Origin of the sequence: Yersinia pekkanenii (assembly GCF_001152565.1) — a bacterium.
Lineage (GTDB): Bacteria > Pseudomonadota > Gammaproteobacteria > Enterobacterales > Enterobacteriaceae > Yersinia > Yersinia pekkanenii.
In genome coordinates, this window is record NZ_CQAZ01000033.1 from 35385 (window position 1) to 55598 (window position 20214).

A 20214-nucleotide genomic window follows, 5' to 3' on the forward strand; every position below is an offset into this window, starting at 1 on the left:
CAAAAATATAAGGCGCTAATTAAACACTTAAAGTTAATTAGCGCCTTACTGACTTTATGAGTATGTATTTAAAACTTACACACCCACAAGTTACATATGTTTCTTAGCGAAACCTACAATATCCTGTTTAATTTCAGATAGCTTACTTTCCGGTGATTTTTTGCATACCTCGACAACTTTCGGTGTCACGATAGTATCTGTTTCTTGAAAGTCAACATAATCGCCTTTCTTATATTGAGTATCATCGTTCAGCACCCAAAAAACAACCGGAGTAAATGACTTAGGGTTCAGGTCGAGGAATTCTTTGCAGGTCATATCACTCGGAGTGGTGGCTGTTGCTTTCGCGGTTGTGGCTGCGAAGCTTGTTGCAGCAGCGGTAAGCAATAAACTCGTCAATGCAATATTACGAAGTGATTTGTAGGACATGCTTATTTCCTTATTTATCTGTTAAATATTGTGGAATATTTACAAAATTAAACTAAGGGTGATATATATCACTCAAGTATACGAACCCCAGCGCTATTGTGTGCCAGAGGACGCATACATTATTATTTATAAATGAGATTAATGCCAATCGTAAAATATATCACTTCAGACAATATTCAGTATGGATAACTTTACATTGTGTAAAAACATCTTGCTATTCAACTAGATGAATGAAATTCATCGACTCGATAATAATTATTATTTTTAGTTTTTAATTTTGTTTCGCTGCGTGAATATTAGATGGCTATAAATTGTAAATGTTAAGTTAAGTTATTATTTGATTTTTATCAAAAATAATTTCATTTAACCATGAATTATCTGGTTTTTTATCTATACTCAATCTACCTATAACCATTTTAGTCACTCTATTGATGAAAATATTACAGGAAATTAAGTCTAAGCTGTCGATACCCGTTTGCCTGGCTATTCTGGTGGCAATTAATGGATATCTGGTTTTAAGCCCAGTACTCTTTCGGGCGATCGCTCATTCAACCGAAGCAATCAATAATTTCAGTACATGGAAGGAGGCATTAAGTTTTCTTGAGTTATTTGAAATTCCGCGATTTATGATCGGCCTGGTATTGATATTGATGGCGTTTGCCTTATCGATGAAAACCCGCACCGCGTGGTTTCTCACCGTGTTATTGCTGTTTACTATCGTTGCTATCAATATCTTTATTCTGAAAGATCAGGATAAGCTGACGACATACTCTCTGGTGGTTATTGTCGCACTGCTCTTTTATTGGCGGGAGTTTGATTACTACAGTCTTGGTAGCGGCACGTTCTTTGCGGTCGTCAGTATTGCATCACTGATCGTCTATAGCATGTTGGGTACACTTTATATGGGCGATGAGTTTGCACCTGTCGTCACTGATGTACCGACAGCATTCTATTTCGCGATTGTTTGTATGTCGACGGTGGGATTCGGGGATATTATCCCACATACCACAGTAGCAAGAATGTTTACTCTTACAGTGATTATTGCCGGTATTACGGTCTTTGCTACTTCCATTGCCTCTATTGCTGGTCCGATAATCAGTAATAATATCAAACGTATAGTTAAAGGTAGGATTTCTCACGTGGAACGTAAAAATCATTTTATTATTGTCGGTACCAATTCTTTGGCACTGAATGTATATAACGGTCTGCGTGACCGGGGTGATGATGTCACTGTGGTTTGCGCAGTGGGTAGCCAACATGGTTTTCCTGCCCATGCCGATATTATAGAGGGCGATCCCTCCTCGGTAGCCACACTAGAATTGGCGGGTGCTGCCAGGGCAAGATATATCATCGCCTTGTGTAACAGTGATGCTGATAATACCTTTACCATTCTGGCTGCTAAAGAAATTGCGGGTAAAGACACTAAAACACTGGCGTTGGTAAACGACACCCAGAACCTGGAAAAAGTTAAGCGTGTGAATCCTGATATGGTCTTCTCGTTGCCATTACTGGGTAGTGAGATTTTGGTCCGAACATTGAACGGTGACACTATCAATAATTCCCTTATTACAGAAATGTTCTTTGGTAAGTGTGAGAAGTTGGACTAACTTTGCTGAGTTGTTAAGTGTAATAACACATAAAAACACCCTCGTTGGCTGAGGGTGTTTCTTTTTGTTTATGGTGGCGTATTTATTCAGCCGCTGCCTGTGGATCTTTGGGGGGCTGTTTGGGGCCAACCATCAAACCTAATTCAACAGCAATAAAGCCGACAATCAGGCTGGCGACCAAATAACAAATTGAGACTAAAACTCCGGTTGGGTTTTTCATCATTTCGACTGCACCAAAGACAAAACTAGAAAATGTCGAAAGGCCGCCCATGATCCCGGTCCCAACCATCAGATGTACATATTGGTTAATTTTATCTTTTTTAAACCAAGAGGTGGTTAGCCCTAATAAAAATGCTGCAAGGATGTTGGCGACGAAGATATCCATGGGGAAACCATCGGCCAGTCGTGGTACCGACAGCATGATAAATTCACGACACATAGCACCAAAAGCGCCGCCAACAAAGACTAAAATAATAAGATTCGGCATAACATTCTCCTATTAATCAACCTGTCTCTCGGTTTAATAAGCCAGCCAGGCACCAAATGCCGCTGCTGCCAGACCTGCCAATACAGAAATAATCAGATATCCGGCAGCAATAGCTCTGCCGCGAGCTGTGGCCAGTTTTGCCGCATCTAATTGCATGCTACTAAAGGTGGTATAACCGCCTAAAATACCGGTCAACACGGCTGCATTCATTAAGTCACCATAGCGATCACGCCAGTCAACACTAAACAGAATACTCAGATAACCAATAATAAATGCACCTGAAATATTGATCAGAAAAGTGCCAAGAGGAAAATGACCTTTATATACTTTTCCGACGCCAAGCCCTATCCACCAGCGTAAAAGTGACCCAATACCTCCCCCCAACCCAACCCACATTATATCGATTGCAGTCATCACAAAGCCCTCAATGGCAATTCGCTAGAGTAAGTATAATTGTAGTACAAATATATTGTATGAATATTCGGATATGCCTAATTATTTGTCTTAAATCTAAAGTTTTATTCGAGTTTTATAAAGTGCTATCAATATCAATAAAATTAAGATTGGCAGTGTTTTTGATGAAAATAACTGTGATTAAATATAGTTTCATTCTTATATTATTTCGTCATAAAATTTCATCAATGTCACAGCCGAATAAATAGATAGGGTTAAGTTTATGCTGAATACGTGGAGGGTATCACTTGTCGGGAAAAAGGATGGCGTTAAAATAGAAATACCGTTTCAAAAATCCGATAAGTGAAAACAGGAGCCATCATGCCCTACAATGCAGATCCATCCCGATATGAGCAAATGCAGTACCGTTTTTGTGGCAAAAGTGGCTTGCAGCTTCCGGCATTATCGCTTGGACTTTGGCATAATTTTAGTTTTAACAATACATTAGAATCACAACGGACGTTACTGCGTAAAGCCTTTGACCTGGGGATTACTCACTTTGATTTAGCCAATAACTATGGCCCACCACCGGGATCAGCCGAGCAAAATTTTGGTAAGTTGTTACACGATGATTTTAAACCTTATCGTGATGAGCTAATAATCTCGACCAAAGCGGGTTATAACATGTGGCCCGGCCCCTATGGTGCGGGTAGTTCGCGGAAATACTTGCTTGCCAGCCTGGACCAAAGTTTGAAGCGTATGGGGCTGGACTATGTTGATATCTTCTACTCGCACCGGGTAGATGAAAGCACGCCAATGGAAGAAACTGCCTCGGCACTGGCTCAGGCAGTACAAAGCGGCAAAGCGCTATATGTGGGTATTTCATCATATTCTTCTGAGCGCACCGCCAAAATGGTGGCGCTTTTACAGCAATGGAAGATCCCACTCCTTATCCATCAGCCTTCTTACAATATTCTGAATCGTTGGGTTGAACAAACCCATCTATTAGAGACGTTGGACCAACATGGCGTTGGCTGTATTGCTTTTACTCCGCTGGCACAGGGGCTGTTGACGGGTAAATATCTCAATGGCATTCCGGATGATTCCCGGATGAAAAAAGAAGCCGGTGGATCGCTGAAGGAAAACATGTTGTCGGCGGCAAATCTGCGCAGTATCAAGGCGCTGAATGAATTGGCTGAACAACGTGGGCAATCATTGGCGCAAATGGCATTAAGCTGGTTGTTGAAAGATAACCGTGTGACCTCGGTATTGATTGGTGCCAGCCGCCCTGAGCAGCTAGAGGAGAATTGCGCCGCACTCACCAATCTGAGCTTTAGTGCTGAAGAGCTGGCTGCGATTGATCAGCACGTCACTGATGGGCAGCTAAATTTGTGGCAGGCTTCTTCGGACCGCTAATGTGTAACCTGTCTCAGTGAGGCGGATAACACAATAAAGCCGGAAAAATCTCCGGCTTTATATTTTATACTTGGTTTAACGCACCACCAATTTCTGGCCATAAGGGGGGTATTAATCAGCCGCAAGGCCAACTTTCAGTAACTTACCGTCGCTCTCATCAGTTAACAGATAAACATAGCCATCCGGACCAATCCGCACATCGCGGATACGTTCAGCGCGATCACCCAGTAAGCGTTCCTCCGTAATCACTTTATCGTCATCCAGTTGTAAGCGAATCAGCTCTTTTTGAGCCAAAGCCCCAATAAACAGCGAATATTGCCATGTAGGGAAGCGGTCGGCGTTATAGAAAGCCATCCCGCTGATACCGGGAGACTTTTCCCAGTAATAAGCGGGTTGCTCGGTACCCTCTAGATGGGTACCTTTAGCCTCTGGGATCGCTGAGCCTGAATAGTTAACCCCGTGAGTTGCCAGTGGCCAGCCGTAGTTTTTCCCGGCCATAGGGATATTGATTTCATCGCCACCTCTAGGGCCGTGTTCATTCTCCCACATCACCCCGGTCCAGGGGTTCCGCGCCAGTCCCTGTGGATTACGATGACCATAGGACCAGATCTCAGGTTTGGCTGATGATTTATTCACAAAGGGATTATCTTTAGGCACCTTACCGTCAAGGGTCAGGCGCACCATTTTGCCTTGATGGAGGCTCAGGTCCTGAGCTGTCGGACGCAGATTATTCTCACCTAGAGTAATAAACAGATGCTCTTGTTCATCAAAGGCCAATTTACCGCCAAAATGGTTGCCGGTAGATAATTTCGGTTGCTGGCGGAAGAACACCCTGAAGTTTTCAATGGCACTCCCCTGTGGATTAAGGCGACCATAACCCACCGCAGTACCCGCTTTGCCCTCTTTTCCTGCCTCGGCAAAACTAAGGTATACACGGCGATCTTGGGCAAATTTCGGCGATAATGCGACTTCCAACAGACCGCCTTGCCCCTTGGCATACACTTCTGGCACCCCTTTTAAGGGTTCTGACAGCGGCTTTCCCGGCTGCCATAAGCGTAATTGGCCGGAACGTTCGGTGATTAAAATCCCGCTGTTATCAGGCAGGAATGCCAGCGACCACGGGTGGTCCAACCCATCTTGTAATTCAGTCACTGTCACTGCGGGTGCTGCGATTGCAGTCATTGGGATAAACACACTGAGTAATATCAATTTTAGTAACTGTAATCTCAGGTGATAACCTGGTGTTCTATTTCCACATAACGTCATTAGTCACTCCATAGTTGTTCAAACACCGGTTAACTTTAGAGTATTAAATAGGAATCGGCTATTACTGGTCTTAAAGTGCTTGGCTTATGGGGACATAGGGGCAGTGCGATGAACACCGGAGTAGCAGATAGGCACTTCGCACCACGAATAAAGCCACTGTACGGAACCGCGATAAAAACCAGGAAAGCTTGGATAAGACTATTCTTAAACCGATAAGATTTGCTTATTTATCGTTATGTAAGTTTCAATTGTCTTTTGCAATGACGTATTTCTAACATAAATCCATAAACAAAAATCAACCATATGAAATACAAATGATTTAAACTTAATTCGCCGAGAAAAAAAATAACTATTTTGCGATAAACATCACATTGTAATCGCTAAGAAATGTGAAGGGCATCAATCTGAAAAGTCAATGAGAGACGATTATAGTGATAGTTGAATTACTGGCTTAACTATCAACACCGTATACTGCCGACAACCAGAAACAATGGGGCTGGGCAGGGGGCACGATAAAGTACAGATAAAGGGAATTCACCATTGCGCTGGCATATATTTAATGTGTGTCTTTTGAACCTCAAAAGGTGTTGGGTATGGAAAAGAAAAAAATTTATCTGTTTTGCTCTGCCGGTATGTCTACCTCGCTACTGGTTTCCAAAATGAAAGTACAAGCAGAGAAGTATGAAGTGCCAGTGATCATCAATGCGTTCCCTGAAGCACTCGCGGCACAGCATGGTAAGGAGGCGGATGTGATCCTGCTAGGACCGCAGATCGCTTACATGTTGCCAGAAGTGACAAAATTGTTCCCCAACAAACCCGTTGAAGTGATCGACTCGATCCTTTACGGCAAAATTGATGGTTTAGGGGTGTTAAAAGCTGCTGTGGCCGCAATAAAAAAAGCAAAACAATAAGGGGATCACTGTGAGCGCATTTATTAATACTCTGGAAAGGGCCATATTGCCCTTCGCCATTAAAATTGGCAAACAGCAACATATTAATGCCATCAAGAATGGATTTATCCGCCTGATGCCGTTAACCCTGACGGGTGCCATGTTTGTCCTTATTAACAACGTTTTCTTAAGTTTTGGCGAAGGGTCGTTCTTTTTTTCGATGGGCGTACGTTTAGATGCCGATACCATTACCACCCTGAATGGTTTAAAAGCGATAGGCGGCAATGTTTATAACGGTACCCTGGGCATCATGTCGTTAATGACGCCATTCTTTATTAGTATGGCCTTGGCTGAAGAGAAGAGAGTCGATCCTCTGGCCGCGGCTCTGCTGGCAATCGCTGCCTTTATGACCGTGACCCCATACAGTGTTGGCGAAGCCTACGCGGTCGGTGCCAACTGGTTGGGCGGTGCTAACATCATATCCGGTATCATCATCGGCTTGGTGGTTGCAGAGGTCTTTGCCTTTATCGTGCGACGTAACTGGGTTATCCGTCTGCCAGATAGCGTACCGACATCAGTTTCCCGTTCTTTCTCTGCCTTGATCCCCGGTTTTATTATTCTTTCCATTATGGGCGTGATTGCTTATGCCCTTGGCTTGCATGGCACCAACTTCCACCAGATCATTATGGACAGTATTTCATCGCCGTTGTCGAAAATGGGCAGTGTCGTGGGATGGGTATATGTCATGTGTTCCTCGCTGTTGTGGTTCTTCGGGATACACGGTGCGATGGCATTATCTGCACTGGAAAGCGGTATCATGATGCCGTTTGCCTTGGAAAACGTGGCAACCTATACCCAATATGGTTCAGTCGCTGCGGCATTAGCTGCCGGCAAAGAATTTCATATGTGGGCCAAGCCATTTGTTGACTCCTATATCTTCCTGGGCGGTACCGGGGCAACACTTGGGCTGGTTATTGCTATCTTTATTGGCTCCCGCCGTGAAGATTATCGTCAGGTGGCAAAACTGGGTGCTCCGGCAAGTATTTTCCAGATTAATGAACCTATTCTGTTTGGCCTACCGGTCATTATGAACCCGCTGTTCTTTATTCCGTTTATCTTGGTTCAGCCGGTTTTGGCAATTATCACTTCAGTGGCGTATTACACTGGCTTAATTCCACCAATCACCAATATTGCACCGTGGACCATGCCGGTTGGCTTGGGTGCCTTCTTTAACACTAACGGCAGTATTGCGGCGATGTTATTAAGTTTGTTCAACCTCGGAATAGCAACGCTGATTTATCTGCCGTTCGTGATTATTGCCAATAAAGCACAAAACGAGATAGACCGTGAAGTTGAAAGCGAAGAAGAAATTGCTGACAGCTTGAAATTCTAATCGTTAGACCTAATTAACGTACGAGGCTGGAGGCTGGAATGAAATATCAATTTCCCGATAATTTTTGGTGGGGTAGTGCCACCTCTGCAACCCAATCTGAAGGGGCGTCATTGCGGGATGGCAAGAGCCAGAATATTTTCGATTATTGGTATGACAGCGTTCCAGAACGTTTTCATGGTCAGATCGGCCCTGAAAACACCTCCACCTTTTACGATAACTATCAACAGGATATTTTGCTGTTGAAGCAACTGGGGCATAACAGCTTCAGGACATCGATTTCATGGTCGAGGCTGATCCCCAATGGTGATGGTGAGCTTAATCCCAAAGCCGTCACTTTTTATAACGCAGTGATCGACAGCCTGTTGGCGAATGGTATCACCCCCTTTATCAATCTCTATCATTTTGATATGCCGCTGTGCATGCAAGAGAAAGGCGGCTGGGAAAGTCGCGCAGTTGTTGCTGCCTATGCCCGTTATGCCAAAATCTGTTTTACCTTGTTTGGCGACCGGGTAAAACACTGGTTTACCTTTAATGAGCCGATTGTGCCCGTTGAGGCCGGTTACTTGAACGACCTGCACTATCCTGGTGTGGTTGATTTCAAACGCGCGATCACTGTCGCCTACCATAGCGTACTGGCTCATGCCAAAGCGGTGGAAAACTACCGAGAACTGAAGCAGGGCGGTGAAATTGGTATCATTTTGAACCTCACCCCAACCTATCCTCGCTCCGACAGTGCGACAGACCAGATCGCTGCAAATCAGGCTGATTTACTGCTTAACCGTAGCTTCCTCGATCCCGTCACTAAAGGTGTTTACCCTGCCGAACTGATCACCTTGCTGCGTGAACACAACTTATTGCCACAGATTGAATCAGATGATTGCCAACTTATTACCAGTGGAGTCGTCGATTTATTAGGGGTTAACTATTATCAGCCAAGACGAGTTCAAGCGAAAGATATCCCAACTCCTCAGGGGTGGGTGAAAACGCCAGAGGATTTGTTTAGTTTTTATGAGATGCCAGGGCGGAAAATTAACCCGCACCGTGGCTGGGAAATATACGAAAAAGGGCTGTATGACATCCTGAAAAACCTGAGAGAGAATTATGGCAATATCCCCTGCTATATCTCTGAAAATGGCATGGGTGTTGAGGGTGAAGAGCAGTTTATTACGCCATCTGGGATGGTAGATGATGAATATCGGATTGATTTTATTCGTGATCATTTGACGTGGTTGCATCAGGCATTACAGGAGGGCAGCAATTGCAAAGGGTACCATTTATGGACTTTTATTGATTGCTGGTCCTGGCTCAACGCATACAAAAATCGCTATGGACTGGTTCGGCTAAATCTTGCCGATCAGACACGGGTATTGAAGAAAAGTGGCTATTGGTTTGCAGATGTCGCAAGGCAAAATGGTTTTAATTAGTGGCTTTAATTTACGGAGTAACAACAGTATGTTTGATTTAGATAAAATCGTTGATGATGTGCAACCCACCGATGGACTGGAGGATGTGGTTATGGGGTTGATTATCAACGCAGGGGAGGCTCGGAGTTTGGCCTACAACGCGTTGAAACACGCCAAAACCGGTGATTTTGCTCAAGCTCATGAGTTAATGGCACAATCCCGTCTTGCTCTGAATGAGGCTCATTTGGTCCAGACCAAGCTGATTGAAGCAGATCAGGGCGAGGGTAAAACCAAAATGACGTTGGTACTGGTACATGCTCAGGACCATTTAATGACAGCGATGTTAGCTCGAGAGTTAATTGCTGAGCTTATCGAATTACATCAAAAGTCACGGTGAGTCTGGTATCACCCGTCGGCTATTTTGAACGATAGAGTGAAGGTAAATAAGATGGAAGTCAGATTAGTACGTCAAAAAGACTTTTTTAACGGAAAGGAATTCCATCTATTTATTTATAATAAGACGGAAAGTGCTACCGGCTTACATCAACATGATTATTATGAATATACCCTGATATTAACGGGGATGTGCTATCAAGAGATCAACGGCAAGCGAGTCTTTTTAGAGCGTGGAGATTTTGTTTTTATTCCTATGGGATCCCACCATAAAAGTTTCTATGAATTTGGTGCTACTCGCATCCTGAACGTGGGGATCAGTAAAACCTTCTTTGAAGAGCACTATTTCCATTTGCTCTCGCGGCCTATTGTGGCCTCTCAAGCTTATCGTCTGAAAGGTGATTTTCTTTCCTATATTGAGTCGGCGATTTCTGCGCCACACTTTAGGGAAGATGAACTTACTGAACTGGTAGAGTTGCTGACTTTTTATGTGACTAACCGCATCAGCCACCATAAAGAGAGTGAAGCCAATGACGATATTCCGCTGTGGCTGAAGACCAGTATCGACAAAATGCATGATAAATCGATGTTTGGTGAAAAAGCACTGGCGAATATGATTGAACTTTCAGGTAAAACTCAAGAGTACCTAACCCGTGCTACCCGGCGTTATTACCAGAAAACGCCGATGCAGATTATCAATGAAATCAGAGTCAATTTTGCCAAAACCCAGCTTGAAATGACGAATTACTTAGTTTCAGATATTGCCTTTGAAGCGGGTTACAGCGATACCACGTTATTTATTAAAAACTTCAAAAAACTCACCTCTTTTACGCCAGGGAACTACCGCAAAAAATTCAACTGCGTCAGAGAGGGGTTATCCGATTAGTTTCCGGCCAGATATCGCTTGCTGGAATGGCCTTACAAGGTGCCCTCAATGGAAAAGTTACTTATTGTTAATGCTGATGATTTTGGTCTATGCAAAGGCCAGAGTTACGGGATCATTGAAGCATTCCGGCATGGTATTGTCTCATCGACCACCGCGATGATGAACTGTGCAGATATCTACCATGCAGCAGAACTTAGTGAACAAAATCCAACTTTGCCCGTGGGGATGCATTGGGTGCTCACTTACGGGCGGCCGCTAACCGCGATGCCATCTTTGGTTGATGCCAATGGTGAACTGGGCAAATGGTTGTGGCAGCGCGCCGAGGCGGGAGAGCTGAATCTGGACGAGATAGCGCGGGAATTGACTGCTCAATTTGATAAATTTGTTGCTGTTTTTGGCCGCCCACCCACTCACATCGACAGTCATCATCACGTACATATGTTGCCGCAGATTTATCCGCTGGTTGAATCCTTCGCCCATGAGAAATCTCTTCCGCTGCGCATCGACCGCAATGAAGTACAACAGAACCGGACTCTACTTAACAATCCTCGCAGCACTGAGTGGTTTGATGCCGGTTTTTATGGTGAGACGTTATCTGAACAGACCTTTTTGCAGTTACTGGAAAGTGCAGACCAAAAAGGAATTAACTCTATTGAAGTGATGTGCCATCCGGCGTTTATCGACAAAATCTTGATGACCAGTGGCTATTGCTATCCACGGCTGACCGAGTTGGACGTCCTGACGTTGCCAGCATTAAAACAAGCCATTGAGCAGTGCGGCTATAGATTGGGATCATATTTGGATTGCTGACATAATTAACCCCTGATCCCCTAATAAGGGATTAGGGAAAGTGTCATTACTTCAAATTCCCGAAGAGACGGCCATGAAAATCATTGCTGCACGCATCTAATCCTTCAATCATCACTTTTAGACCATAATTGACAGGTGATTGGGCGTGTTGTCCTTGCCATGTATGGTTTCTGGCACCCTCTACGCGAGGGGAGCAAGCCTACCGTCCTTTGTCGTTTTCACCGGGAATAATACGCGGTGACAGGTGGGAGTGTAAACGTTGCGTTCCATCTGCCCGTGATTTTTTGCGGATTCATCAGCCGCATTTTTTCTTTTTGGGTTGGTGAATACGGTGAAATACCGTGTTTAATTAAAATCAATTGGTTAGGGCATGGCATAGGGCGTGGGCTGAATAATGCGAGATGTACGGGCAGTGTTTGAACGTTGGGGAAAATGGGCTGCGCATGAAGAAAACCGCACCGCATGGCCTTCTGTCTGTGCCACCTTTCGGGATGGACTCCCCAGCAAATTCTCGCTTCGCCCGTCCTGTAGTGACAATGAAGGGCTGATTATCGACTCTTGCGTGCCCAAGCGGGCTGGGGGAAGTTGATGAAAATAACTAACTTTATGTTTTAAATGGTTAAATATGATTTCAGATTTGTAGTGTATACCTAAGCGTATACCAATGCAGATAACCGCGCTTTGTGGTGTTCATATTTCAGAGGCTTCTAGTTAGTGTTTCTGATAACTAGGGGAACACAAAAAATGATGTAAAACAGTCCAACGTGTGACCCCTATCCGAGTGCTATCTACGGTGGTGGAAATAATGTTGATAGCATTTATCACTGCTAAAGTCGTTCTACGCAAGAATCCTGTAATGTTATAATTCTAATTAAGCTACAAGAGAGAGTATTTTTTTATTACACTTAAAACCTATGCCACTTAGACATAAAGTCAATGAGCATGATTAAGTCGATGGAGGACAATATGTTTGTATTTCACTAATGGCTTGCGAGCTGAATTTCTCACACAATGCATTAATAAACAAAGGCTCTACACTTGCACAATAGGATAAATAACCTTGCAAATATTTCTTTTTCTTATCGTCTAAGATATTCCATTTGTAAACAAGGCTTCGTATTTCTCTTTTTTTTTCTCTACCTAAAGACACTGTCCCTGTATTTGTAATGACTAGCCCAGTTATTATCATTTTTCTTTTTTTAGATAAATGTTTGGTTTTATTTGTGTTGAGAATTAGTTTTTTAGGATAGTCTAATTGTCGTAGTATACTAATGACACGTTTAGGTATTGTAAATAGTATATCGGGTGTGTTTGTAGAGAAATACATGTCATCAGCGTACCTGCTGTAAGTTACACCTAATGATAAACAAAGTTCATTTATTAGAAGATCTAATTTATAGCAAATTAAATTAGATATCATTGGAGAGGCAACCCCTCCCATAGTCAATCTTCCCTTAAAGCAAACCAGTTTTAAAAATAAGTCAGAGTCGAGATCATCCCAAGAATCACTAAATTCGCCCTTCTTTTCATTTAAGAATAACCTAATGTCGTTAGAAGTTATTGATTTAAAAAAGTCAACAAAATCAAGGCGTAATAAGTATTTATTTTCTTTATGAATGTTAGCATTTTTTAAAACAGAGGAGCCTTCACAATAGGCGGTGCATGCTATATGAACATTTATTTTTTTTAGAAAGTCATCATGTAACACGCGTTGTAATAATTTCAACTCTTTCTGAGGTTGGTAAACAACTCTGGTCCCACCATTTTTTTTTGGAATACCGAATTTGTTATACCTTTCGTCTGCTGTATTAGAAAGGTTAGTTATAAAGTCAGCGGTTAAAATTAGGCTTTCAGAGAGATATTTAAGTAGCATTGTTCATTACCTTCCGTAATTCCTCTTTAAAATGCGAAATCATTATCAAGTCGGATAGCGCGCGAGCTCTGCTTTTCAATATGTTTTCTAGTATTTTTTCTGTCGAGTTATGATTGAATAACTTATCAAAATCAACACATGAGTAATAAGATTGATTGTGTAGTCTTGACTCTTTAAATAATCCTAGTGCGACACCTAAAGACAACATGAAATGTATTGTGCTTTTGTTTTTGCTTTTATCCCTAAAGTTAATAATGGTACTTGTTAATTCTGATATTTCTCTGGCTCTAATAGGGCCTAAAGATGCTATTAGATATAGCAAGAAGAATAGTAAAACTTTGGGTGAGTACTTGTAGTCACCATAAAGATTATGGTCGGAGACTGATGAACGTAGCTTTCTAGTTAATCTTTCATTAATTTTAGGTATGCAGGTCAGTATTGTTGAGAAATCAGAGTAAATGGCGGGTTTATATTTTGAGTCATTATTTACCCACATCACTGGGCCTGTGTTAATAAATGAATTATGCCTTTCAAACTTCTTATCAAGAATAGGTAGTAGCTTTTTCCTTAATCCTTGACTTAATGAGAACGCTCCTAACTCTGCTACAGTACCAAAACTTTCAACTAGAATAATTACAATGTCCGAAAAGTCAGCTAGCCATTCTTCTAAAGCTAAGGCATTAACATTCTTACTACTTTCAGAATTGCTAATTACTTCCCATGCAAGTTCAGCTCTGAAGGTCAAATATTCTTTATGATGCTTTGTTATATAGTTTTCAAGGATGGCACGGTTCTTACATGACTTCTCCTCTCCCCCACAAATAAAGAGAATCTTCGGCAGCGAGTAACTTAACTGTGTAAGTTCGCTCGCTGAGAAGTTTTTAACAAAATCACTTCGTGCATTGATGTACTTAGGATGCTTGAACCACATTCAAAAATACCCTTACATAGGTCACGAGACGCAGGCTCGGGAAGCGTCTACCGACGCGGCCCGATCTTGCGATGAGAAACCAAACAACAATACCGGGTCGGCTATACACCAACCACAAGAAAGTAACCATATTAGGCACTCTCTAACTAAGGGCCGTATTAGGTTAACATGTTAATAATGGTTGTTCAAAAGCATATAAAAAAGATTTATAGAAAAACTGTTCACACTGTTCACTTTTGAATTTAATCATTTAAATACAATAGATTAAGTGGTGATGAGTTAGTGATGAGTTTAGCCTAACTAGTCACTTGCTGTGAACAGTCGCCATTGAATACAAAAACACCGGCCTAGGCCGGTGTGATTATTGTTGAGGTGCCAAGAGTTGTGGGACGAATGGGGGATAAAAGAAAGGCCTGCAAGCAGGCCTAAGTACACACTGATACATTGCTCCCCGGTGTTGGATGTATGAGGTTTGTACAACGCAACTATAAGTGTCATAACTGATAGCGTCCAATGGGTTAGGCAGATCAATAACGCCATATTGATCGGTAGAAACGATCGTGATGTTGTTTATTCAATATGCTTCACATTTAGGCAACCAATCGGCCTCGCAGTCTTCACTTAATATCAGATTGGTTTGCATCCCCTGATTGGTCTTACGTTTTAATAAGGCTATTTCATATTCGCTCAAGGTTTGTGGCACAGCGCGCCCGAATGCGGTCAGGCTCATTGGCCGTTGGTGGCCGCGCGCCTCCATAAATGACAGGTAAGCGTGATACAGGTATTTACGCGGATTAGCCGGGATAATATTGGCATTCCCCATATACAGGCCATTGGGGGTATTAACCGCCAGCAGATAACCACAAAAATCAACCAACGGGTCAGCACCGCGTTTAATCTCCAGCGCTTCATCCGAGTTCTGCTGCGCTTCGAGTAGCGCACGGGCATCATTGGGGGCGGTAAAACGCTGCATCAGGTGGCGCACGATCACCGCCAGCTCACCGGTAATTTTCGCCAGTAATAGCGGGTCACGCTCGTTAGCCGGAATGACTTCCGGGAACGGCAGGATAACCCGGCGACGGGATACGCCGCCGCTGCGGTCACTGAACTGCATTGGGTTATTATTGACGGCCAGAATCACCGCCGGAATATGAGTGGAATAGGCATCACGGTATTTCGGGTCTATAGCAACGGCATCACCGCCAGTGATGGCTTTAATGCCAGCCCCGTCACCACTCCAGCGCTCTTGGTCTGGCAGGATAATCAGAGAGAACCCCACTACGGAGGCACGTTCCCGCGACGATTCCAGCGTATCGATGGTAGCCGAGGTGGTATTGTCTTTACCGGCCAGCAAGCTGGCGATTGAGGCCATCACGCTTTTACCACTGCCGCCCGGCCCGGTCACCTCAAGGAACAGTTGCCAGTCATAGCGGTTCGCCAACACCATATAAAGCGCCGCGAGAATACGCTCCTGTTTCTCGTGTTGTTGCCCGGCGGCCCGCGTTAACCAGCGCCAAAAGTGCGGGGCATGGTCGGACAGATTTTCCCCGGCTTTGGGCGGGGTGTAATCCACACTGTTCACGGTACGCAACCAGTGCGTTTTTTGGTGTGCACTGAACTGGCCGGTAGTGGTATCAAATACCCCGTTACGAAAACCTATTAAGTGCCGGGCGGGTGTTCCCATTTGTGGCACCATCAGCTTGAGCGTATCAAGTACGCTGTTTATCCCTGATGCTGAGAACGGGGCGCGGATTTTCTGGAACAGGGCGGCAATCTCCCGGCTGAGTACCCGATATGGTAACACCTGCCACGCCCCTTTTTCATAGCGGCACAGGTCTTCACCCACCTGTGGCACCGCCAATAAGTGCTGATAGTGCTCTGCTAATAGTTCGGCCTTTTCACTGGCGCTCATGGCTTTCAGGTCGGCGTCACTGAGCGTATCAAACGGGCTGGGCTGTTGCGGCTGATTGAATGCCTGTAACTGGGTCAGGGCGGCCAGTTTACCTTGCTGCTGATAAACGTCGTTCCAGTCGCCCACAACCGGCGGCAACGCCAGTTTACCACCGCTCAATTGGGCAGCCTCTGTTGCACGGCTCTGGCCGGTGCCGTTCTCGTCATTATCGGCGGCCAACAATAGCAATGCATCCGGGTAGTGGGTACGCAACTGTTGCACCAGTGCGGGCAGATTGTTAGCGCTGAGCGCGACACACACCGTTTCCCCGGTCAGATGATGCACCGTTAGCCCGGTAACATAGCCCTCGGTCAGCCAGATAACGGCGTTATCCTGTCCGGCCAAAAAATGACAGGCGGCTTTCACCTGCCCTCCGGCCAGCGTGCGCTTGTCACCGTTGGCGTTAATTAGCTGAACGTTAACCACCTCACCGCTACTGTCGGTCAGGGGGAATAGGAGGTCGCCGGGCTGATAGGCAATCCCCCCAACACACAACGGTTTATCGTGTAATGTCAGCGTCTCCAACTCCGGCCAGCCTTTGGCGGTCAGATAGGCATTCCCGGTCTGTGGTCGGGCGACAGTCAGCAGTTGTTTAGCCTGTTCTGCGGCCCGCTGCCGTGCTTGCGCTTTCTCCTGCGCTTCCTGCCCGGCATTGTGTGCCGGTAATGGCGGGTTCGATGGTTCCCCTAACACCTCGGCCACTTTGCAGGCGGCTTCCTTGGTCGTGACCGCCAGCGCCTTTTCAACCAGATTCAGGCCATCGCCGCCGCCGCACTGGTTACAAAACCATGTGCCACGCCCTTGCAGGTTATCAAAGCGGAAACGGTCTTTACCACCACACATCGGGCAGGGCTGCGCTCGCCCTCCGGCGGTGATATGAATACCGAGCGCCGGGAGCAATACCGGCCACTGGCCGGTGGCTGCACGTGAGGTTTTTGAAACGTTTAATGTTGTCATTCTCTGTTTCTCCTCAGTGCAGGGTGGTCTTGCGGGTTGTGGTTATCTGCGCTTGGCACAGTTCATCCATCATTTTTTGCCCTAATACTGTCAGGCGCGGCGGAGCCAGCAAAATATCCGGCTGAACCATGTCACTGAGCATGGTACAGGCCATATCCATGCCGGCTTCTGGCCCGTGCCGGCGCACATAATAGCCCTCAATATCCATCGCAATGGTCATTTGTAATTCATCCAGCGAGTAACCAAGGCGTACCCCGTGAGACAAACAGACATCAAGATAAGCGTGGGCCAACGCACGGCGATAAACAGCGGTACGGACTTCAACGGGCAAACAGGATTGATTGAGGGTATTCATGCGATAGGTGCCTCCATGCGGGATAAGATTTGTGATTCGCAGGTGTTCATCACCTGTCCGAGCTGGTCAGTCAGTAACGCCACCATTGAGGCGAACGATTCAGGCGACGGTGGGGTAATGCCGTGCAACAGGCTGCTTTGCGTTTCCAGCATATCGAGGAACGTCACACCGACATTGTGTGCATGCTGGAGGCGTAAGAAATCAGCGTGAGGGATGCTGTACTGCGTATCACAGTCATAACGGGCGGCAAGGGTATTCATGCGACCTCCCCAAGCGGCAGACGGCCAGCAAACGACAGGATGTAGTCACCGGTTAAACGCAGGCGGGCGTTCTTCTCACTGCTGGCGGTGGTACGCAACATGCAGGGACGCGCCGTTAATTCAGTACGACGAACAGCAGCAAACAGATAGATAAATTGCGGGTGTAACGGGGTGAGGGATGTAGCCATAGTGGCAGCCTCCAATAAGTATTGGTTATTGCTACCACGGAAGTTCTCACACTTGGGTGGTAGCCCAGACGGGGGTGAGAAACCGGCCTTATTGGAAACCGGCCAGCCCGAAGGCTGCCCCGCCTGAGCCACCATTGCTTGATAGCGACAGTGATGTCGAAACCACTGTGCAAAAAACTGGTAGGCCGAGGCCACGACATAAAAAAACACGCCTGGCGCGTGTTGTGTCGCCAATAAGTAACACGGGTTCTCACGCCCGGCTGTCGATTTTGCGACAGCACGGCGACTATAACGCAAGGCCTGCAAAAAATGCAAGCCAGAGAAAAGCCCTTTTTGCGGGATGAGCGTCATCGGTTTAACAGTCAGTCTGAATATCAGGCTTGGGCTGTGCCGGTGCGCGGGAGTAGAAATTGGCCTGTGCTGGCGTGCCTGCCGCACTGCCCGACATCACTTGCACCACGCCGTTTAGCTGGCTGCGGTACTTGGGTAAAGCAAGGCCGGGTTGTTGCTGCGCAATCTGGAACGCCTCAGCGATGTACTGCACGTCGCCATCATTCAGAGTGAAGAATTGCTCGCCGATTTTTAGGGTGATCATGCTGATACCCCCTGACGGTTAGCAATACGCTCTGCCATCCAGCCCTCAATCTCAGAGGCCAGCCATGCGACGTTCTTACCGCCTAGGGAAATCTGTGCGGGGAAGTGGTCACGGCTAATCAATTCATAAATAGTTGAGCGGGATAATGCGGTGGTGTTAATCACTTCCGGCAGGCGCATAAAGCGGTCACGGGGATAATACGTTGCCATCGGTGGTGGTGTATTGGATAAAGCCGGTTGTGTCATTGTAAGCATGAAAAGCTACCTTGTTGTTGTCCGGCCACATACCGCCGGGTTTGCTGGGATTCAGTTGGGTAGCCCCCTATTGTTAGAATATTTTTACCTGATGCAACAAGCCGTTGTTGTGTGGTTCAGCAAACTCACCAAACCGAACTCATCCTAGAAACTCGCCGCATTTGCCTTCTTTTGCCTTTATTTGCCTTTGTTTGCCTCTATGACTATTTCGCTTATTTTTCACTCTCATTTCATTGGAGAAGTTGGAATATAAAATTAATTTTAATGCGAAAACAGTATAAGTGATTGGTTAATTATCATTCTGTCTGAATGGTTTTTTAGCTAGCCAGAGAAAAAGCTCTTTTTAACCCAGTGAACAGTAGTGAACACTTGGTGAATAGTTTCAAGTGAACTGTTCACCCTTTTATTTATTGATTATTAATACTTTTTTCTCAAAGTGAAGAGTAGTGAACAGTTTTTATAAAACTATTATCTTTATGGCCTTTTTAGCTTGGCCGTGGGGAGAGTGTTGTATGGGAAATGGTACAACGGGCATGGATTGAGACGTTGTGTGAGAGCTTGCAAAATGACTCCACCTTGACTGAGACGGAGTTATAACTAGATGAGCCAAACAACCCCACACCCGATTACACCCGCCCTTGAAAGTTTTAAAGCGGCGAAAGCGCAACACCTGAAGAATGAAGAAACCTACGAAGAAATTATTGCGTCCATTGCCCGTAGCCAGCAAAAACAGCGCGACGCGGAAAACCAGAGCCAACAGGCTGACGGCAGTTGGCGCAAACTGTTTCGTAGCTTGCGCGGTGAAATGACCGAGGAACTGCAAACCGAACATATCCGCCGGATTTCACAGCGGGAGCTGGCGCAAGAATTCGGGCATCTGATTGAAGAACTGGAACTGGATAAAGATTACACGTCACTGCAATTATGCGCTTCTGCCAGACCCTATAAAGACACGCATAAAGTAGCTTTGATGGAATATGCGAAGATGGAAATGTCTGCCGCAATGAAAACTCTGTCACCAGAACTCATCCGGGCAGTGAAAATAAAGGTCGCTGTGAACGAACTCTACACAGATTCATCATCGGAGAAAGCTCTGGGTACACTAACAGCAACTCTTCTTTCATTAGCGGGAGTCTATACGTTTGATATGGAGAAAGAATCGATATTAGCCGAACTCACACTACAGACACCACAACCGGGTTATGTGGACTCTGACTTAAACAACAGCCCAATGAAACGTGGGTTATTAGGGCAGCGTATTCGGGAAAAACGAGAAAAACTTAATCCAACTGGGGAGCAATAATTATGATGCGTTGTCCTGTGTGTAAACATTCGTCTCATACTCGCGCCAGTCGCTATTTATCTGAGCAGACAAAAGAAGCCTATTATCAGTGCCAGAATATAGAATGTTCTTGTACCTTTAAATCGATTGAGAGTGTGGATAAAATAATTACCCGCCCTCCGATTAAAGAGCCTGAAA

At 45.2% G+C, this 20214-nt stretch carries 23 protein-coding genes; 11 read left to right on the plus strand and 12 right to left on the minus strand.

Going from position 1 to position 20214, the window contains the following annotated elements; genetic code table 11:
- Window positions 1-90: 90 nt before the first annotated feature.
- A complete protein-coding gene (gene hdeB / locus AEP37_RS16075) occupies window positions 91-426 on the minus strand; it encodes an acid-activated periplasmic chaperone HdeB (RefSeq protein WP_049614297.1) in 336 nt (111 codons plus the stop codon).
- Between the two features lie 431 nt (window positions 427-857).
- Between hdeB and kch the strand changes: the two genes are divergently transcribed.
- Window positions 858-2033 (plus strand): voltage-gated potassium channel protein, encoded by a 1176-nt coding sequence (gene kch / locus AEP37_RS16080; protein WP_049614298.1) that lies wholly within the window; start codon window positions 858-860, stop codon window positions 2031-2033.
- A gap of 82 nt (window positions 2034-2115) precedes the next feature.
- Here kch and crcB read toward each other — a convergent pair whose 3' ends face one another.
- Both crcB and AEP37_RS16090 read right to left on the minus strand, forming a co-directional pair.
- Window positions 2116-2520 carry a fluoride efflux transporter CrcB gene (gene crcB, locus AEP37_RS16085; protein ID WP_049614299.1) on the minus strand — a complete coding sequence of 135 codons (405 nt, stop codon included), beginning with the start codon at window positions 2518-2520 and terminating at the stop codon, window positions 2116-2118.
- Window positions 2521-2553: 33 nt separating this feature from the next.
- The gene (locus AEP37_RS16090) at window positions 2554-2934 is read right to left on the minus strand and encodes a fluoride efflux transporter FluC (RefSeq protein ID WP_049614300.1); all 381 of its coding nucleotides are present in this window, start codon (window positions 2932-2934) and stop codon (window positions 2554-2556) included.
- A gap of 360 nt (window positions 2935-3294) precedes the next feature.
- Here AEP37_RS16090 and mgrA point away from each other — a divergent pair, with 360 nt between their 5' ends.
- On the plus strand, window positions 3295-4329 hold the full coding sequence (gene mgrA / locus AEP37_RS16095) for an L-glyceraldehyde 3-phosphate reductase (RefSeq protein WP_049614301.1): 1035 nt from the start codon (window positions 3295-3297) through the stop codon (window positions 4327-4329).
- Window positions 4330-4440: 111 nt separating this feature from the next.
- Here the strand turns inward: mgrA and AEP37_RS16100 are convergent, their stop codons facing one another.
- A complete protein-coding gene (locus AEP37_RS16100; RefSeq protein WP_049614302.1) occupies window positions 4441-5595 on the minus strand; it encodes a PQQ-dependent sugar dehydrogenase in 1155 nt (384 codons plus the stop codon).
- Window positions 5596-6188: 593 nt separating this feature from the next.
- Between AEP37_RS16100 and AEP37_RS16105 the strand changes: the two genes are divergently transcribed.
- The 7 genes from AEP37_RS16105 to AEP37_RS27925 all read left to right on the plus strand — a co-directional run bounded on the left by AEP37_RS16105 (window position 6189) and on the right by AEP37_RS27925 (window position 11959).
- On the plus strand, window positions 6189-6506 hold the full coding sequence (locus AEP37_RS16105; protein ID WP_049614303.1) for a PTS sugar transporter subunit IIB: 318 nt from the start codon (window positions 6189-6191) through the stop codon (window positions 6504-6506).
- A 10-nt stretch (window positions 6507-6516) separates the two neighbouring features.
- A complete protein-coding gene (gene chbC / locus AEP37_RS16110) occupies window positions 6517-7878 on the plus strand; it encodes a PTS N,N'-diacetylchitobiose transporter subunit IIC (protein WP_049614304.1) in 1362 nt (453 codons plus the stop codon).
- Window positions 7879-7916: 38 nt separating this feature from the next.
- Entirely contained in the window at window positions 7917-9302 is a 1386-nt protein-coding gene (locus tag AEP37_RS16115; protein ID WP_049614305.1) for a glycoside hydrolase family 1 protein, read from the plus strand.
- Window positions 9303-9330: 28 nt separating this feature from the next.
- A complete protein-coding gene (gene chbA / locus AEP37_RS16120; RefSeq protein ID WP_049614306.1) occupies window positions 9331-9678 on the plus strand; it encodes a PTS N,N'-diacetylchitobiose transporter subunit IIA in 348 nt (115 codons plus the stop codon).
- Window positions 9679-9714: 36 nt separating this feature from the next.
- Window positions 9715-10560, plus strand: coding sequence for a transcriptional regulator ChbR (chbR, locus tag AEP37_RS16125; RefSeq protein WP_408068339.1), 846 nt, complete (start codon window positions 9715-9717; stop codon window positions 10558-10560).
- A gap of 48 nt (window positions 10561-10608) precedes the next feature.
- The gene (gene chbG, locus AEP37_RS16130) at window positions 10609-11370 is read left to right on the plus strand and encodes a chitin disaccharide deacetylase (RefSeq protein WP_049614308.1); all 762 of its coding nucleotides are present in this window, start codon (window positions 10609-10611) and stop codon (window positions 11368-11370) included.
- A gap of 394 nt (window positions 11371-11764) precedes the next feature.
- The gene (locus AEP37_RS27925; RefSeq protein ID WP_072086327.1) at window positions 11765-11959 is read left to right on the plus strand and encodes an antiterminator Q family protein; all 195 of its coding nucleotides are present in this window, start codon (window positions 11765-11767) and stop codon (window positions 11957-11959) included.
- Between the two features lie 357 nt (window positions 11960-12316).
- Here the strand turns inward: AEP37_RS27925 and AEP37_RS16135 are convergent, their stop codons facing one another.
- From AEP37_RS16135 to AEP37_RS16170, 8 genes are all read right to left on the minus strand, one after another.
- The gene (locus tag AEP37_RS16135; protein ID WP_049614309.1) at window positions 12317-13243 is read right to left on the minus strand and encodes a retron St85 family RNA-directed DNA polymerase; all 927 of its coding nucleotides are present in this window, start codon (window positions 13241-13243) and stop codon (window positions 12317-12319) included.
- On the minus strand, window positions 13233-14174 hold the full coding sequence (locus AEP37_RS16140) for a retron St85 family effector protein (protein ID WP_050691829.1): 942 nt from the start codon (window positions 14172-14174) through the stop codon (window positions 13233-13235). Before AEP37_RS16140 ends, AEP37_RS16135 begins: the two co-directional genes overlap by 11 nt.
- Before the next feature lie 574 nt (window positions 14175-14748).
- Entirely contained in the window at window positions 14749-17082 is a 2334-nt protein-coding gene (locus AEP37_RS16145; RefSeq protein ID WP_049614310.1) for a primase-helicase zinc-binding domain-containing protein, read from the minus strand.
- 13 nt (window positions 17083-17095) lie between these two features.
- Window positions 17096-17437, minus strand: a complete 342-nt coding sequence (locus AEP37_RS16150) for a DUF5375 family protein (RefSeq protein WP_046051905.1) — start codon at window positions 17435-17437, stop codon at window positions 17096-17098.
- Window positions 17434-17697 carry a hypothetical protein gene (locus AEP37_RS16155; protein WP_005172893.1) on the minus strand — a complete coding sequence of 88 codons (264 nt, stop codon included), beginning with the start codon at window positions 17695-17697 and terminating at the stop codon, window positions 17434-17436. Before AEP37_RS16155 ends, AEP37_RS16150 begins: the two co-directional genes overlap by 4 nt.
- Complete coding sequence (locus AEP37_RS16160; protein WP_049614311.1) at window positions 17694-18236, minus strand: host cell division inhibitor Icd-like protein; 543 nt, start codon at window positions 18234-18236, stop codon at window positions 17694-17696. Before AEP37_RS16160 ends, AEP37_RS16155 begins: the two co-directional genes overlap by 4 nt.
- Window positions 18237-18240: 4 nt before the next feature.
- The gene (locus tag AEP37_RS16165; RefSeq protein WP_235801333.1) at window positions 18241-18480 is read right to left on the minus strand and encodes a hypothetical protein; all 240 of its coding nucleotides are present in this window, start codon (window positions 18478-18480) and stop codon (window positions 18241-18243) included.
- Window positions 18477-18734, minus strand: coding sequence for a helix-turn-helix transcriptional regulator (locus tag AEP37_RS16170; protein WP_050691828.1), 258 nt, complete (start codon window positions 18732-18734; stop codon window positions 18477-18479). Before AEP37_RS16170 ends, AEP37_RS16165 begins: the two co-directional genes overlap by 4 nt.
- 601 nt (window positions 18735-19335) lie before the next feature.
- Between AEP37_RS16170 and AEP37_RS16175 the strand changes: the two genes are divergently transcribed.
- Together AEP37_RS16175 and AEP37_RS25055 are read left to right on the plus strand one after the other, a co-directional pair.
- A complete protein-coding gene (locus AEP37_RS16175) occupies window positions 19336-20037 on the plus strand; it encodes a hypothetical protein (protein ID WP_049614312.1) in 702 nt (233 codons plus the stop codon).
- Between the two features lie 2 nt (window positions 20038-20039).
- Window positions 20040-20214, plus strand: a 175-nt coding sequence (locus AEP37_RS25055; protein ID WP_072086328.1) for an ogr/Delta-like zinc finger family protein, incomplete at its 3' end; no start/stop codon positions are given.

Coding starts and splice junctions, on each gene's coding strand:
- chbA (WP_049614306.1), top strand. CDS start 9,331: ATGTTTGATTTAGATAAAATCGTTGATGATGTGCAACCCACCGATGGA.
- hdeB (WP_049614297.1), bottom strand. CDS start 426: ATGTCCTACAAATCACTTCGTAATATTGCATTGACGAGTTTATTGCTT.
- AEP37_RS16150 (WP_046051905.1), bottom strand. CDS start 17,437: ATGAATACCCTCAATCAATCCTGTTTGCCCGTTGAAGTCCGTACCGCT.
- AEP37_RS16160 (WP_049614311.1), bottom strand. CDS start 18,236: ATGACGCTCATCCCGCAAAAAGGGCTTTTCTCTGGCTTGCATTTTTTG.
- AEP37_RS16135 (WP_049614309.1), bottom strand. CDS start 13,243: ATGCTACTTAAATATCTCTCTGAAAGCCTAATTTTAACCGCTGACTTT.
- AEP37_RS16090 (WP_049614300.1), bottom strand. CDS start 2,934: ATGACTGCAATCGATATAATGTGGGTTGGGTTGGGGGGAGGTATTGGG.
- AEP37_RS16145 (WP_049614310.1), bottom strand. CDS start 17,082: ATGACAACATTAAACGTTTCAAAAACCTCACGTGCAGCCACCGGCCAG.
- AEP37_RS16105 (WP_049614303.1), top strand. CDS start 6,189: ATGGAAAAGAAAAAAATTTATCTGTTTTGCTCTGCCGGTATGTCTACC.
- AEP37_RS16175 (WP_049614312.1), top strand. CDS start 19,336: ATGAGCCAAACAACCCCACACCCGATTACACCCGCCCTTGAAAGTTTT.
- AEP37_RS16100 (WP_049614302.1), bottom strand. CDS start 5,595: ATGACGTTATGTGGAAATAGAACACCAGGTTATCACCTGAGATTACAG.
- AEP37_RS16140 (WP_050691829.1), bottom strand. CDS start 14,174: ATGTGGTTCAAGCATCCTAAGTACATCAATGCACGAAGTGATTTTGTT.
- AEP37_RS16115 (WP_049614305.1), top strand. CDS start 7,917: ATGAAATATCAATTTCCCGATAATTTTTGGTGGGGTAGTGCCACCTCT.
- mgrA (WP_049614301.1), top strand. CDS start 3,295: ATGCCCTACAATGCAGATCCATCCCGATATGAGCAAATGCAGTACCGT.
- AEP37_RS16165 (WP_235801333.1), bottom strand. CDS start 18,480: ATGATCACCCTAAAAATCGGCGAGCAATTCTTCACTCTGAATGATGGC.
- AEP37_RS16155 (WP_005172893.1), bottom strand. CDS start 17,697: ATGAATACCCTTGCCGCCCGTTATGACTGTGATACGCAGTACAGCATC.
- chbG (WP_049614308.1), top strand. CDS start 10,609: ATGGAAAAGTTACTTATTGTTAATGCTGATGATTTTGGTCTATGCAAA.
- kch (WP_049614298.1), top strand. CDS start 858: ATGAAAATATTACAGGAAATTAAGTCTAAGCTGTCGATACCCGTTTGC.
- AEP37_RS27925 (WP_072086327.1), top strand. CDS start 11,765: ATGCGAGATGTACGGGCAGTGTTTGAACGTTGGGGAAAATGGGCTGCG.
- AEP37_RS16170 (WP_050691828.1), bottom strand. CDS start 18,734: ATGCTTACAATGACACAACCGGCTTTATCCAATACACCACCACCGATG.
- crcB (WP_049614299.1), bottom strand. CDS start 2,520: ATGCCGAATCTTATTATTTTAGTCTTTGTTGGCGGCGCTTTTGGTGCT.